Genomic DNA, 15,537 nt, shown 5'->3' on the forward strand with positions numbered 1-15,537 from the left:
CGGTCTTATTTATATTTTCATGTAAGTAAGTTTATCTCACCTAATGCAGGGTAGCATCCCTGGCAGTGAGCGAAATGATTTTTATCAGTAGTGATGATATGTCGTCTGTGAGTTTTGTAAGGAAACCACTGGCGCCTGCCGCCAGGTACTCCTTTTCCTCCGCATCAATAAAAGCAGTTCCGTAAACGATCACCTGGGGTTGATGAGGTGGCAGTACCTGCCGGATTAAATCCGTGACTGCGATGCCTGTCCAGTGATCATCCATTAGCACCAGGCTGTAAGGCGTATGGCGTGCGCGTTGAATAGCGCCTGCATAATCCCTTTCCCAATCCACATCATAATGCGCTTGAGCTAAGGCTTGTTTCAATGAAGCGCCAAAACATTCGTCCGCATCAATCAACAACAATTTCTTTCTGCTAATATTCTGAAACCTTCCGGGTAGAACTGAAGGGGTCATACATACTGTTAGTTTTGGTGTTCGGTCAGTCCCGGAAACAGTTAAGCGCGGGACTCTTGCAATGCCAGACAGGACCTCGTAGGAGAGGGAAGGAACGGCAAAGAAGAGCCCGCGCTAGTAGCACGAGCTTTATCTTCTCCTCGTTTTCCTTCTATGAAATTTCCTACGTTTCCTGAAGACGAGATTAAAAGAGTCAGCTTCAATATTTTGGAGCTGCAAGTTAGCAATTTAATGCATCTTTTCAACCCAAAAATTAAAATCGACCCGATTAACTGTAAATTAACAAGAATAATCGGAATTTTAACCGGACAGGATAAATTTAACAGTTATTCTCTTTAAAAAATTATATACCGGGGCATGACAAATATCATCACTGCCCAAATAAAATATTCAATAACTTTGCAAACCTTTCCCCATCCGCAGGGAGCGGGGAAAAACGATTCGATAGGTGAAAATTAATGAGATAATTATCAATTAGTTACACCGAAATTTTGTTCACCAGGCAAGTGTCCTTAAAATTTCAGGTCCAAGATGGCTTTACACAACAGAGTATCGGCAGCCGAGCTGAAGAAGCGGCTGTACGAAGAAACATTTAAACGCGTCACTATTTCCTTCTACCAGTATGCGAAGATCGAAGATCCGCAGGCTTTCCGCGACGCGCTTTACCTCTCCCTTTTTGAACTGGGCGTATTCGGCCGCATCTACGTGGCAAAAGAAGGCATCAATGCACAGATCAGCGTTCCCGAACACAACTTCGAGGCTTTCCGGGAAACGCTTTACAAAATCGATTTCCTCAATGGTATCCGGCTGAACATCGCCGTGGACGACGATGGCAAATCCTTCTACGTACTCAAAATCAAAGTACGGGATAAGATCGTGGCCGATGGTATCGACGATCCTACATTCGATATGTCCGTAAGAGGGAAGTACCTCAATGCGCAGGCATTTAACGAAATGGTGGATACGACTGACACTGTCATCGTAGATATGCGCAACCACTACGAGTACGAAGTAGGGCATTTTGAAGGCGCTATCGAAGTGCCGTCCGACACCTTCCGCGAACAATTGCCCATGGCGGTGGATATGCTGAAGGACCAGAAGGATAAAAACATCATCATGTACTGTACCGGAGGTATCCGCTGTGAAAAAGCCTCCGCCTACATGCTGCATGCCGGCTTCAAAAATGTGTACCACCTCGAAGGCGGTATCATTGAATACACCAACAAAGCCAAGGAGCAAAACCTCCCTATTAAATTCAAAGGAAAAAACTTCGTGTTTGACGACCGCCTCGGCGAGCGCATTACCGACGATATCATCAGCGAATGCCACCAATGCGGTAAACCCTGCGATACGCATGTGAACTGCGCCAACGATGGCTGCCACCTGCTCTTCATCCAGTGCGAGGAGTGCGCGGCTAAATACGACAAGTGCTGCAGCGAAGCCTGCCAGGCTACCCATGCATTACCGCCGGAACAACAGGCGGAACTGCGCAAGGGCGTTGAAAAAGGACTGATGTTCAATAAATCCAGGCGCAGACGCAATCGCGTATAAATAAAAAATCCACCCCGCGTGGTTTCTTCTCGGCGGGGTGGAGGAATTGAGTCTTTTGAAAGGGCCGGGTTAACGCCGGCCCTTTTTATTAAGACCCATTCTATCAACCTATATGCGAACTAAAAAATATCCGGGAAACCTTCGCATGCATTTCCCGTTTTATAGCTTAACTGAGCTGCTGTTGCTTGTTGCGATACGCAGTGTAGAAGATGATCGGGAATACCAGCAGCGTCAATACCGTAGCTGTAATCAAACCTCCGATCACCACAATCGCCAGCGGCTTCTGGGTTTCTGAACCAATGCCGTGGGAGAGCGCCGCCGGCACCAGGCCAATAGCCGCCATCAGCGCGGTCATCACCACCGGTCTTATCCTGCTCTGCACACCCAGTTTAATGGCTTCATTCAAACTCATCTTCTGCTCCAGGTTCTTATGGAACACCGATATCAGGATCACCCCGTTCTGGATACAGATACCGAACAAGGCAATAAAACCAACGCCGGCTGAAATTCCGAAATTCATACTAGTGACGTGCAATGCCAGGATACCCCCTATCAAAGCAAACGGAACGTTCATCAACACCAGGCCCGCATCCTTCACATTGCCGAGCATGATAAACAGCACCAGGAAAATCGCGATGATACTGATCGGCACCACCTGGCCCAGGCGCTTGGTAGCGCGCACCTGGTTCTCGAATTCTCCCGTCCAGCCAATGCTGTAGCCTTTCGGCAGCTTAATGGCCTTGCTGACTTTCGCCTGCGCTTCTGCAATGGTGCTACCCAGGTCGCGGTCGCGAACGGAGAATTTCACGCCGATGAAACGTTTGTTGCTGTCCCTGTAAATAAAGGCCGGACCGGTAATGGTAGAAATTTCCGCAATCTCCTTCAGCGGCACTTTGTTACCGTTGATGGTAGGCACCATCAGGTTAGCCAGGTCATCTTCCGTTTTGCGGTAGTTCTCATCATAACGGATACGGATATCGAATTTCTTTTCCCCTTCGTAGAGCTGGGTGGCGGTTTTACCGCCGATCGCCATTTCGATCACCGCCTGCGCATCGCCCGTTGATACGCCGTATTGCGCCATCTTGTTATCGTCCAGGTTGATGCTCATTTCCGGCTGGCCAATGTTGCGGATTACGCCGAGGTCTTTAATACCTTCCACTGTTTTCAGCTGGCTCACCACCTGCTGGGACAGCGCTTCCAGCTTCACCAGGTCGTCCCCGTAGATCTTCACCCCGTTGGAGGCTTTGAAGCCCGCCACTGCCTCCGCTACGTTATCGCTGATAGGCTGGGAGAAGTTCAGCACAATGCCGGGATATTTCCTCAACCTGCCTTCCATCTGGGCAATCAATTCATCCTGCGTGATCTTGCGCTTCCACTCTGCCTTCGGCGCAAGGTCTACCTGGTATTGCACGAAGTAGAAACCGTTGGGGTCCGTACCGTCGTTGGAGCGGCCCACCTGCGACAATACCCGTTTTACTTCCGGGAAATCCCCCAGGTCCTGCCGGATGTCGTGCGCCAGCTTCACGCTTTCCGTGAGAGACATACTCATGGGCAACTCCGTCGTCACCCAGAGGCTGCCTTCATTCAACTGCGGCAGGAACTCCGTTCCCAGGAACTTGGCCGAGCCGAAGGTCAGCACCATGAAACCCAGCGCCAGCATAAGGCTCAGGCGTTTATTGCGGTAAGTCCAGTTGAAACCTTTGGTGACAATGCGGTCGAAGAACTGCACCACCACGTTGTGTTTTTCCTTTACATTTTTATTGAGAAGAATAGAACACAGCACAGGCACCAGGGTCAGGGTAAATAACAGCGCTCCCAGCAGGGCAAAGCCGAGGGTCCATGCCAGCGGAGAGAACATTTTCCCTTCTACCTTCTGGAAGGAGAAAATGGGTACGAGGCTAATGATGATGATCAGCTTGGAGAAAAAGATGGCTTTTGCCAGCTCTCCGCCGGTTTGCTTGATCCATCCCAGCTTGGCCATCTTGTTAAACCGCTCCATGCCGGATTTATGGGCTTTGTGATCCAGCATCACGAAGATGCCTTCCACCATTACCACGGCGCCGTCTATGATAATCCCGAAGTCGATCGCGCCCATGGAGAGGAGGTTAGCGCTCATGCCCTTCAAACGTAAACACATAAACGCAAACAGCAGCGCCAGCGGAATAATGATGGATACGATCACCGTGGTGCGCCAGTCGGCCATGAAGATGAATACAATCACCGTCACGAAAATGATTCCTTCCAGCAGGTTATGCATCACCGTATGCGTACAGAAGTCCATCAGGGTATCCCGGTCATAGAAGGTGACCATCTTGATATCATCCGGGAGGATGGTTTCGTTCAGCTCTGTGAGCTTCTCTTTCAGCCGCGCCAATACCTCCGAAGGGTTTTCGCCTTTACGCATCACCACAATGCCTTCCACGATATCATCATCCTTATCCAGCCCTACCTGCCCCACGCGGGGCGCGGAAGCCTCATGCACATTGGCCAGGTCCTTTACGAGGAGCGGCACGCCGTTGATATTCTGTACAATGATGTTTTGGATATCGTTGATGCTGTTGAGCAATCCGATCCCGCGTACCACGTAGGCCTGCCCGTTTTTCTCAATGACGTCCCCGCCTACGTTGATATTGCTTTTATTTACGGCCTGGTATAATTCCAGGGGCGTAATATCATATTTGGCCAGCCTTACCGGATCGGCGGAGATTTCATAGATCTTCTCCTGGCCGCCAAAGGCTACCACATCAGCCACGCCGGGCACGCTCCTGATCTGGCGGTCTATCACCCAGTTTTGCCAGGTGAGGAGATCGCGGGAGTCGCGTTTGGGGCTCTTGAGATAATACCTGAAAATTTCGCCGGTAGGGCCGTAGGGTGGCTGCACTTCCGGCTCTGCGCCATCCGGCAGGCTTACGCCGGCCAGCATATTATTCACCTGTTGCCGGGCAAAGAAGTCCTCCACGTCATCGTCAAAGATGATCCTTACTACGGATAAGCCGAACATCGTCACCGAGCGTACGCTGGTTTTCTTTTGTACGGCATTCATGGATACCTCGATGGGCAGGGTCACGAAGCGTTCCACTTCCTGCGCGCTGCGGCCGTTCCACTTCGTAACGATCACGATCTGGGTGTTGGTCACATCCGGGAAAGCCTCGATAGGGGTATGCACAAAGGAAAATACCCCTGCTATGATGAGCGTAGCCACTGCAATGAAAACAAACAATTTGTTTTTCAACGAGAAGGCTACGATATTTCTGATAAACTTATTCATATGGCTGCTGCTTTATAACGCAGTACTGAACTGCGTTTCCTGTCAATGGATCTACTGCTTAGTCTTTCAGCGCATCATAAATGAGCAGCTGATTTTTAGAGATCACCTTTTCGCCTGCCTGCAGGCCGGAGGAGAGGTAAGTAACGTTGCCGGAGGTTTTGGCTACTTCCACGGGCCGCACGCTGATATTGAACTTATCCTTGAACACCAGCACGTAGTTTTTGCTGTTGTCGAAGATCACGGCGGCGGAAGGCACGGCAATTTTCGCGTCGTTATCCTGGTAGGTAACATATACGGTGGCAAACATTTCAGGTTTGAGCAGCATGTTCTTATTGTCTATGCTGATGCGCACCTGCATGGTTTTGGTGGCCGGGTCAAGGAAGTTGTAGATTTTGTCAATCTTGCCGTGGAAAGGCTGATCCGGGTAGCTCACGGTTACCACGTTGGCATCGTAGCCTTCCTTGATTTTAGCGATATCCGTTTCAAACACATTGGCCATTACCCATACGTCGTCCAGCTCGGAGATGGTAAAGATATTGGTGCTGTTGTCCGTACGGATTTCCATGTTATTGTTGATGTTTTTCTCGATGATATAGCCGGAGATGGGGGCGGTTACCAGGTAGGTAGCGCCTTTCCCTTTACGGTAGATTTTAAAGAGGTCGTTCAGGCGGGTGATTTCTGCATTGGATTTTTGCAGGTCGCCTTTGGCGTTGATCACATCCTTTTCCGTGTTGAGGCGACTGTCATACAGGTCCTGCGCCACTTTCAGGTTCTTTTCCGCCACACCCTGGTCGGATTTGGCCTGGGCCAGCTGTTTCTCGTAATCGGCGATTTCGGCACTATGAATCACGGCCAGTACCTGCCCTTTCTGAACGTAGTCGCCCAGCTGCACTTTAATATCTTCCACATAACCACTCACGAGCGGATATACTTTCAGCACCTTGCCGCCGTTGGGGGTAACCTTCCCGGATAAACGAAGTTCGTTTTGCACCGGTTCCAGTTGCGCGGTATCGATTTTAATATTTTTCAGCATGGTATCGCTGAGTACGAAGGTGCTCTTTTCAGTGTCCTCCGCTTCGCTGTGTTTGCATCCGCTCCACATCATGGCTGCCGCCAGCGCGATTCCGAGGAATATGACCGGGTGTTTCATATACTGCTTATTTAAATAATTCCTGTCCTGTTGCATAGTTGAGTTCTTCATATGCGTTTACACGATTAGATAAAAACCTGTTGATATTTTTGGCATTATCACTATAGCTGTTGAAGTAGTCGATAAATTGTAAGAGGGAGATATTACCCTTACGGAAGTTTTTAGCGACTTCGTCTATGAGCGTATCGAACTGTTGTTGGAATTCCTTGAGGTCAAAGCTTTTGTAACGCTTTTCCAGCGCGAGGATACGCTGATACGCATTCAGTACTTCGGTTTGCGCGATTGACTGCTGTTGTTTATACTGTTCCGCTTCGCTTTTTACCTGGTACTGCGCCGCGCGGATGTTGCCCTGGTTGCGGTTCCACAGCGGGAGGTCGATGCCGAGTTTCAAGCCCACAAAGTTGTTGACATAGCTGCCGGCTTTATCATAGGTAGCGCCTACGTGCAGGTCAGGAACAGCCATGGATTTTTGGAGGCGATAATTCAGCTCCGCAGTCTGGTACTGCAGCGCGGCCACACGCACATCCGGCCGGTTCACTGCCGCGCTGTCCAGCAGCTGCTGGAGCTGAATATTGTCCAGGGTATAGTGTGCAAGATCCCCCGGCGCCAGCCTGGCTTCATAGAAGTCCTGGCTATGGAGTAACTGTTGTAGGTTTTTCTGTGCGTTTAGTTCCTCCTGTTTTAAATCTGCATAATCGTTTTCCAGTCCTACCTGTAAGGCTTGCAGCCTGATGACGTCGGAGTGGGGCACGGAGCCTTTCTTGTCTGCTTCGGTATAGGCGTCTACGATCTTCTGCAGGTTTTCAAGTTGTTCTTTCAACACCAGTCCGCTCTGCTGGGTGTAGTAGATGTCGTAGAAGTTTTCGCGCAGCTGCAGTTTCAGCGTGCGTACCAGCTCGTCGAAGGTGGCTTCATTCATAGAAGCAGCGGCCCCCGCGAGTTGAATGCTTTTGTTTCTTTTGCCTGCCAGTTGTATCAGCTGATCGATGTCATATTGCGCCTGTCCGCCGCTGCCTATGTGAAATGGTTTGAGATGGTCGGTGCTGCCCCAGCCCAATACGGTGCTGAGTTCCGGGTTGCTCCATATCTTCGCCTGGCGCACCAGCGCTTTGGAAGCGTCTATCTGGTAGCGTTGCGCCAGTAACATATAATTTCTGACGAGAAAGGTGTCTTCCACCTCCTGTAGCGTAACAGGGATCCGCTGCAGGGAAGCCTGTGCCTGTGATGGTGTGATATAGCCCAGGCCAGCTGTAAATACTGATAGGATCAGTAGCTTCATCTTTCGCATATAGCCTAATTTCATGACACAAAGCTCTATAAGCGAAATTAAAGGGGGCTTTAAGGGGAATTAAAAACGTATTAAAATGTAATTAAGCATTGGCGCCAAGGTGGGGGAGCAGTACTGTAAACGTGCTGCCATGGCCGGGTGTAGAGGTTACGGTGAGGTGGCCTTTGTGGATTTGCACAATTTTTTTGCAGATGGACAGGCCCAATCCGTGCCCCCGTGTTTTTTGCGCATTGCTGCCACGATAGAAGGGCTCGAATATTTTTTGCAGGTCATCGGCAGGAATGCCTATGCCATTATCTTTCACCTGTACGGTGATGTATTGGGTAAAGAAGTCGATCGTAACGTGCGCGGTATTGTCCTTTGAAAACTTGCAGGCATTATCCACGAGGTTAATGAACAGGACCTTGAGCAGGCTTTCATTCCCGAAACAGGTTACCAGCAGGTCGTTATCCGGTACTTTATTGAATTGTATTTCAATGCGGGATTCCCGCTGTTTCAGTCGCACCAGGTTGGCCATTTCCATCAGCAGTTCATCGATGCGTACATCGCTGAATACAAATTCCTGGCTTTTCATTTCTGATTGGGCCAGCTGTAAGAGGCCGTTGGTAAGGTCCGTCAGGCTTTCCGCGTCTTCCAGTACGGACTGTAGTATTTCCTGGTATTCGTGGGCGCTGCGTTCTTTGGAGAGCGTAACCTGCAGCTGGCTGATGATGCTGGCCAGCGGCGTGCGCAGCTCGTGGGAAGCGTTGCTCACGAAGCTTTTCTGCAGGTCGAAGGATTCGCTCAGGCGTTGCAGCATGGTATTGAAGTTGGCGGCCAGTACAGCTATTTCATCTTTGCCTTGCACGGCCACCTGCCTGTCCTGGAGGTTATTGGCGTTGATACTGTCCACTTCCGTTACCAGCTTATCGATCGGCCTTACCATCTTCCTGGCAAAAAAATACCCCACGGCTACCAGCACCAAAATGGCGGTAGCCAGTTCCAGGAGCAGGATGCGGCTCAGGTTCTGCAGGTTTTGAAAACCATATTTATCAAAGGAAGAAACGATCACAATCACGGATACATTGCCCTCTGTATAATAAATGCCCACCACTTCGCCACCGCCGCCACGGTCATAGCTATACGATTTATTTTCCCTGATATAATCGAGCAGGCTTTTATGGGTACGGATGGTGGTGTCTTTCAGGTTGCTGTACAGGAGGTCGTAGCTGGGATTGTACACGAGGATACTTTCCTTGTAAAGGTCCTGGAAGGTAGTACGGTCCAGCTTTCGGAGCAGGTCCACTTTTACGTGGCCATCCTCCACGATTACGTTGGCTATGGATCGGGCCCGGTATTCGAGCCTTTCCAGGTATTCGGCCTTACGGGATTTGGCGGAGAGATAGTACACCAGCACGGCAAAGATCATCAGCATCAGGGTGGCCGAGAGCGTGTAATAAAGCGCTATTTTATATTTGATCTTCAAGGTGCGTGCGGCTTATGGCTCTTCGGAGAGGTAGTAGCCCATTCCGGTTTTGGTATGCAGAAGTTTGCTGTCGAAGTCCTTATCTATCTTCTTGCGGAGGAAGTTCATATAGACTTCGATTACATTGGTGCCGGTATCAAAATCGATGTCCCATACTTTTTCGGCGATGGTCAGTTTGGAGATAACCTTTCCTTTATGCAGGGCGAGAAATTCCAACAGCTGGTATTCTTTGGCGGTGAGCGCAATTTTTTTACCTGCCCGGGTAACTTCTTTCTTTTCCCGGTCTATTTCCAGGTCGGCGATGGCGATTTTAAACTGGGTGCTCTGCGTAGGTTCGGCGCCCACGCGTTTGAGGAATACGCGGATCCTGGCGAGCAGCTCCCGGAAGTCGAACGGCTTAACGAGGTAGTCGTCCGCGCCAAGTTCAAACGCCTGCATCTTATCGTCCACACCACCGAGGGCGGTGAGCATGATAATGGGCACGCGGTTGTTTTTAGCGCGGATCACTTCGCAGAGTTCATACCCGTTAAAGTGGGGGAGGTTGAGGTCCAGGATGACGAGGTCATAGGAATTGCCGGCAGCAAGTCCTTTCCCGATGCGGCCATCGTAGGCTACGTCCACTTCAAAGCCGTTTTCTTCCAGCCCTTGTTTGACGGCGTTGGCCACTTTAACTTCGTCTTCTACCACCAGGATTTTTTGCATGGAGTTAGTTTTTTGCTCGCGTTAACTCATTAATTCCGCCTCCAGCTTCATGATCTTTTCGAAGAGTGCTTCATACTGCTGTTCCGCTCTTTCGAGGAACTTCAGCACGTCGTTATATTCTGCTTCTACGGATGTAAATTTATGTTTATCCTGGTAAATGTCAGGATTGCCCAAACTGCTTTCCAGTTCCGCTTTACGGGCTTTGAGGTTAGCCAGTTGCCCTTCCACGCTGGAAAACTGTTTCTGCTGTTTTTGCAGTTCCCTTTGTACTTCCTTGTTGATAGCGCCTTTAGGAGCGGTATCCGCTTTGGTTTCCTTTTTAGGCTCGGCGGCCACGGCATTCCCGCCCTGCGGGTTGGATTTGGCAGGAGCGGCCGGTGCGTTGTTGGCGGCCATTCTCTTCTTCCATTCCTCCCATTCCGCATAGGTGCCTTTGAATTCCTTGATCTGGCCATCTACGATTTCCCAGATCTTGTTGGCCGTCTGGCTCACGAAGTAACGGTCGTGCGATACCAGTACCAGGCTGCCTTCATATTTGTTGAGGGCGTCGATCAGCATTTGCACGCTGTTCATGTCCAGGTGGTTGGTAGGCTCATCGAGCATGAGGAAGTTGGCCTGGCTGATGATGGTTTTAGCCAGCGCTACGCGGGCTTTTTCACCTCCGGAGAGGATGCGTATTTTCTTGAACACGTCATCGCCGGTAAAGAGGAAGCAGCCGAGCAGCTGGCGCAGTTCCAGCTCCGTTTTTCCGCTGCCGCAGTTTTTGAGTTCATCCAGGATTTCGCTGTTGAGGTCCAGGGATTCCAGCTGGTGCTGGGCGTAGAAGCTGGTGACCACGTTGTGACCCGGTACGCGTTCCCCCTCAAAGGATTCCTCGCCGGCAATGATGCGCAGCAGGGTAGATTTACCTTTACCGTTGGCGCCGATCAGGGCGATTTTATCACCGCGGTTGATTTCCGCGCTGGTATTTTTCAGGATGACGTTATTGCCGAAGCTTTTGCTAACCCCGTTGAGGGTAGCCAGGATTTTGCCCGGTGTTTTATCTACGGAGAAACTGATTTTGATTTTGGATGGACCGTTGTCTACCTGTTCAATGCGTTCCAGCTTATCGAGCCGTTTGGCGATAGACTGCGCCTGGGCGGCTTTGGAGGCTTTTGCCTTAAAGCGCTCGATGAAGCGTTCCTGCTGGCGGATATAGTCCTGCTGGTTTTCGTAGGCGCGTTGCTGCATTTCCCGGCGCAGTTCCTTTTCCACTTCATAATCGGAGTAGTTGCCGGAGTAGTGGTGCAGCTGCTGCTGGTACACTTCCACGATGCGGTTTACCATGCGGTCGAGGAAGAAGCGGTCGTGCGATACGATGATCACCGCGCCGTTGTAGTTGCTGAGGTAGCGCTCCAACCACTCGATGGATGGTAAGTCCAGGTGGTTGGTGGGCTCATCGAGCATGAGCACATCCGGCTGCTGGAGGATCAGGCGGGCCAGGAGCACGCGCATGCGCCATCCTCCGGAAAACTGGCTGTAGGGCCGGTCCAGGTCCGCGGTGCTGAAACCAAGACCTTCCAGTACCTGGGCGGTTTTGTGTTTCATGTTGTAGCCGTCGAGCGACTCAAATTCATGCAGCTTGTCGCTGAACTCGTGCAGCAGCTCGTCCGTCTGGTTATGTTCGAGTTCTTTTGTGATACGCTCGATATCTTTTTCCAGTTCCAGGGCTTTGCCGAAGGCCATCATACCTACGGTAAGGATGGATTCGTCCGTCTCAAAGCTGAGGAGGTCCTGGTTGAAGAAGCCGATGGTGAGGTTTTTACTTTTGTTTACGCTTCCTTTGGATACAGAATATTCCCCGTTAATGATACGAAGCAATGTGGATTTGCCGGTACCATTGAGGCCAATAAGGCCGACGCGGTCGCCCGGTTCAATGTGCCAGGAAGAATCTTCCAAAATCACCCTGGAGCCAAACTCAAATGTAATATCCTGTAAAGCGATTAACATAGTAAATTCAAAAAGTTATTAAACGCGCAAAGTTACTGATAATAAGCATAATTATCAGATTATAATCTCTATGAATACAATTCTTTAGTTTTGTTTAACATTTTAGCAATTATGAAAATAAGGATATTTCTGCCCATCGGCGCTTTGATACTGTCCGCGGGCCTGTATAGCTGCCAGAATAACACGCCTGCCGCTACTGAAACTGCCGCTGCGGCGCCACAGGCTTTACAAGCCCCCTATACGCAACAGTACTATGATTCCCTGGGCCGGGTGATGGATGCCTATCACCAGCTGTCGGCTGCGCTGGTGAAAAGTGACACCGGCGCTGCCAGTTCGGCGGCGATCCTGCTCAAACAGCATGTGGATAGCCTGCCGGTACAGTTGTTGCAAATGGATAGTGCCCGGCTGGCCGGTATTGCAGGTATTACCGGCAGCATCAGCGCGGAGCTGGCGGGCCTCCTGGGGGAAAAGGACATCGAGGGGAAGCGGGGAGAGTACCAGATGGTATCTGACATGTTGTACGACCTGATCAAGGCTACCGGCTACAAGGGCCACACCGTTTACCGGCAGTACTGCCCCATGGCTTTTGACGACAAAGGGGCGTACTGGCTGAGCGAAACCCGCAATATTGTGAACCCTTACTTTGGCGATAAAATGCTGGAATGTGGTTCCACGAACGACTCGCTGATTTACAAATAGTTTTTGCTACTGCATCCCGACTGCTGTTTTTCATCTTATTTTACGAAAATTGACATATATAATTGACATTTTCTGATAGTAGTTGGTTAAAAACCAAGAGCTATTTCTTAACTTCGCAACCATTTTATTAAAGAAGAATAGTGCCTGCCCAAAAAATCAGGTACTTATATAGACATATGATGAATATCACTTTTCCAGATGGCGCGGTGCGACAGTATGAAACTGGCGTTACTGCATTGGACATCGCCAAATCCATTAGTGAGGGATTGGCGCGTAAGGTTTTGGCTGCAAAGGTTAACGGCGAGGTGGTGGATGCCACCCGTCCTATTACGACGGATGCGACGTTGCAGTTACTTACGTGGACGGATACGGATGGAAAGTCTACCATGTGGCACTCTTCTGCCCACCTGATGGCGGAAGCGCTGGAAGCGCTGTACCCTGGCGTAAAGCTGGGTATCGGCCCTGCAATCGAGAACGGTTTTTATTACGATATTGACCTGGGCGGTCGCACCATTACCGAGGAAGATCTGCGTAAGATCGAAGCGAAAATGGTGGAGCTGTCCAAACAAAACAGCGTGTACACCCGTGCGGAAATCAGCAAGGCGGATGCGCTCAAATATTTCACTGAAAAAGGCGATGAGTACAAACTGGAGCTGATCAACGACCTCCAGGACGGTACCATCACTTTCTATACACAGGGCGGCTTTACAGATCTTTGCCGTGGCCCGCACATTCCTAACACCGGCTTTATCAAGGCTATCAAGCTGACGAACATCGCGGGTGCTTACTGGCGTGGAAACGAGAAGAACAAAATGCTGACCCGCATTTACGGTATTACTTTCCCGAACCAGAAAGAGCTGGACGAGTACCTGGCGCTGGTAGAGGAAGCCAAAAAGCGCGATCACCGCAAGCTGGGCAAGGAACTGGAACTCTTTACCTTCTCCGAAAAAGTAGGTCTGGGCCTGCCTATGTGGTTGCCTAAGGGCGCCCTGCTCCGCGAACGCCTGCAGCGTTTCCTGCAGGAAGCGCAGATTGAAACGGGCTACCTGCCAGTGGTAACGCCGCATATCGGGAACAAGAACCTGTATGTCACTTCCGGTCACTACGAAAAATACGGGAAAGACAGTTTTCAGCCGATCCATACCCCGGAAGAGGGAGAGGAGTTCATGCTGAAACCGATGAACTGTCCGCACCACTGCGAACTGTACAAAGCGTCGCCTAAGTCGTATAAAGACCTGCCTGTCCGTTTTGCCGAATTCGGTACCGTGTACCGTTACGAGCAACACGGGGAGCTGCATGGTTTGACCCGTGTAAGAGGCTTTACCCAGGACGATGCGCACCTTTTCTGCCGTCCTGACCAGGTGAAGGAAGAATTCATGAAGGTGATAGACCTGGTGCTGTTTGTGTTCGAGAGCCTTGGCTTTAAGAACTATACCGCTCAGGTATCCCTGCGCGATAAGGAAGACCGCAGCAAGTATATCGGTTCTGAAGAGAACTGGGAGCTGGCCGAGCAGGCGATCATTGAATCTGCGGCGGAAAAAGGGCTGCCAACCGTGGTGGAGTACGGCGAAGCGGCTTTCTACGGTCCCAAGCTGGACTTCATGGTGAAAGATGCCCTGGGCCGTAAATGGCAGTTGGGTACCATCCAGGTGGATTACAACCTGCCGGAGCGTTTTGAGCTCGAGTACATCGGGGCGGACAATGCCAGACACCGTCCGGTAATGATCCACCGTGCGCCTTTCGGTTCCCTGGAACGCTTCATCGCCGTGCTGATTGAACACTGCGGTGGTAAATTCCCACTGTGGCTCACACCTACACAGGTGAAGATCCTGCCTATCTCGGACAAAACGCAGGAGTACGCGGAAAAAGTGGCCGCAGCGCTGAAAAAAGCGGACATCCGGGCGGAAATCGACGACCGCAGCGAGAAGATCGGTAAGAAGATCCGCGAGGCCGAGCTGGCGAAGATCCCGTACATGCTCGTGCTGGGCGAGAAAGAGGCGACCGATAACCTGGTAGCGGTACGCCGCCAGGCCAAGGGAGACCTCGGCGCCATGACGCTGGAGCAGTTCACCGCCCTGGTAAATGACGAGGTGGTAAATAGGAAACCATTCGAATAGAGTCACTCATAAATGTGGAAAAAAAGAATATAAGCAGATGAACATTACTATTTTCAGGTATGTTTATTGCTATGAATTTTCCCATTAACTTTGCAGGAAATTGTTTCAGGTCCATGGTAGGAATGTGGACCATGGACTATGGACAATTAATTACTTAACTTTTATTTTTTTAATGCAAAACAGACCCAAACCAAGTTTTAACGGTGGCAACAGGGGCAACAGAAACCCTAATTTTCGCAGAGAACAACAACAGGAACACCGTACCAACAGAATGATACGCGTGCCTGAAGTTAGGTTGGTAGGCGATAATGTAGAGGTGGGTATCTACAAAACAGAAGATGCACTGCGCATGGCTGAAGAACAGGGATTAGACCTGGTGGAGATTTCTCCAAACGCCGCGCCGCCTGTATGCCGCATTATCGATTATAACAAATTCCTTTACGAGAAGAAGAAGAAGGAAAAAGAGATGAAGGCGAATGCGCATAAAAGCGAGGTGAAAGAAATCCGCTTTACGCCAAACACCGACGATCACGACTTCGACTTCAAAGCAAAGCATGCAGAAAAATTCCTGAAAGACGGTAATAAGGTTAAAACTTATGTTCAGTTTAAAGGTCGTGCGATCATGTTCAAAGAGCGTGGTGAGCTGATCCTGCTGAAATTCGCGGAAAGACTGGCCGAAGTGGGCGGTCTGGAAGGGATGCCTACCATGGAAGGTAAACGTATGATTGCCATCTTTGCCCCAAAAACAGCAAAGAAAAAAGACAAACAGCCTAAAGAAAATAAGGAGCCACGGGTTGCCGAAAGCAAGCCGGAAGAAGGCGCTCAATAATTTTCAAAGGGTTCTGATATTT

The 15,537-nt window shown here is 50.3% G+C and carries 11 protein-coding genes; 4 read left to right on the top strand and 7 right to left on the bottom strand.

Annotated elements, in window-relative coordinates:
• Positions 1–40 precede the first annotated feature (40 nt).
• Complete coding sequence (locus BOC67_RS03200) at positions 41–457, bottom strand: response regulator (protein WP_291907170.1); 417 nt, start codon at positions 455–457, stop codon at positions 41–43.
• Between the two features lie 531 nt (positions 458–988).
• Between BOC67_RS03200 and BOC67_RS03205 the strand changes: the two genes are divergently transcribed.
• Positions 989–2,008, top strand: coding sequence for a rhodanese-related sulfurtransferase (locus BOC67_RS03205; protein ID WP_291907172.1), 1,020 nt, complete (start codon positions 989–991; stop codon positions 2,006–2,008).
• Positions 2,009–2,174: 166 nt separating this feature from the next.
• On the opposite strand, the gene BOC67_RS03210 is transcribed toward BOC67_RS03205, so the two are convergent.
• The 6 genes from BOC67_RS03210 to BOC67_RS03235 all read right to left on the bottom strand — a co-directional run bounded on the left by BOC67_RS03210 (position 2,175) and on the right by BOC67_RS03235 (position 11,870).
• Complete coding sequence (locus BOC67_RS03210; RefSeq protein WP_291907173.1) at positions 2,175–5,276, bottom strand: CusA/CzcA family heavy metal efflux RND transporter; 3,102 nt, start codon at positions 5,274–5,276, stop codon at positions 2,175–2,177.
• A gap of 58 nt (positions 5,277–5,334) precedes the next feature.
• The gene (locus BOC67_RS03215; protein ID WP_291907174.1) at positions 5,335–6,477 is read right to left on the bottom strand and encodes an efflux RND transporter periplasmic adaptor subunit; all 1,143 of its coding nucleotides are present in this window, start codon (positions 6,475–6,477) and stop codon (positions 5,335–5,337) included.
• Positions 6,434–7,705 carry a TolC family protein gene (locus BOC67_RS03220; RefSeq protein WP_291907177.1) on the bottom strand — a complete coding sequence of 424 codons (1,272 nt, stop codon included), beginning with the start codon at positions 7,703–7,705 and terminating at the stop codon, positions 6,434–6,436. Before BOC67_RS03220 ends, BOC67_RS03215 begins: the two co-directional genes overlap by 44 nt.
• A 91-nt stretch (positions 7,706–7,796) precedes the next feature.
• Positions 7,797–9,179: a HAMP domain-containing sensor histidine kinase gene (locus BOC67_RS03225; RefSeq protein WP_291907181.1), complete on the bottom strand. Its 1,383-nt coding sequence runs from the start codon at positions 9,177–9,179 to the stop codon at positions 7,797–7,799.
• 12 nt (positions 9,180–9,191) lie between these two features.
• Positions 9,192–9,881, bottom strand: a complete 690-nt coding sequence (locus BOC67_RS03230; RefSeq protein WP_291907184.1) for a response regulator transcription factor — start codon at positions 9,879–9,881, stop codon at positions 9,192–9,194.
• A 21-nt stretch (positions 9,882–9,902) separates the two neighbouring features.
• A complete protein-coding gene (locus BOC67_RS03235; protein ID WP_291907185.1) occupies positions 9,903–11,870 on the bottom strand; it encodes an ABC-F family ATP-binding cassette domain-containing protein in 1,968 nt (655 codons plus the stop codon).
• A 111-nt stretch (positions 11,871–11,981) separates the two neighbouring features.
• On the opposite strand from BOC67_RS03235, the gene BOC67_RS03240 reads away from it, so the two are divergent.
• The 3 genes from BOC67_RS03240 to infC all read left to right on the top strand — a co-directional run bounded on the left by BOC67_RS03240 (position 11,982) and on the right by infC (position 15,515).
• Positions 11,982–12,569, top strand: coding sequence for a DUF3347 domain-containing protein (locus tag BOC67_RS03240; protein WP_291907187.1), 588 nt, complete (start codon positions 11,982–11,984; stop codon positions 12,567–12,569).
• Between the two features lie 176 nt (positions 12,570–12,745).
• On the top strand, positions 12,746–14,686 hold the full coding sequence (gene thrS / locus BOC67_RS03245) for a threonine--tRNA ligase (protein WP_291907189.1): 1,941 nt from the start codon (positions 12,746–12,748) through the stop codon (positions 14,684–14,686).
• 172 nt (positions 14,687–14,858) lie between these two features.
• On the top strand, positions 14,859–15,515 hold the full coding sequence (gene infC / locus BOC67_RS03250; protein ID WP_291907191.1) for a translation initiation factor IF-3: 657 nt from the start codon (positions 14,859–14,861) through the stop codon (positions 15,513–15,515).
• Positions 15,516–15,537 lie beyond the last annotated feature (22 nt).

This window comes from Chitinophaga sp. CB10 (assembly GCA_001870995.2).
GTDB lineage: Bacteria > Bacteroidota > Bacteroidia > Chitinophagales > Chitinophagaceae > Chitinophaga.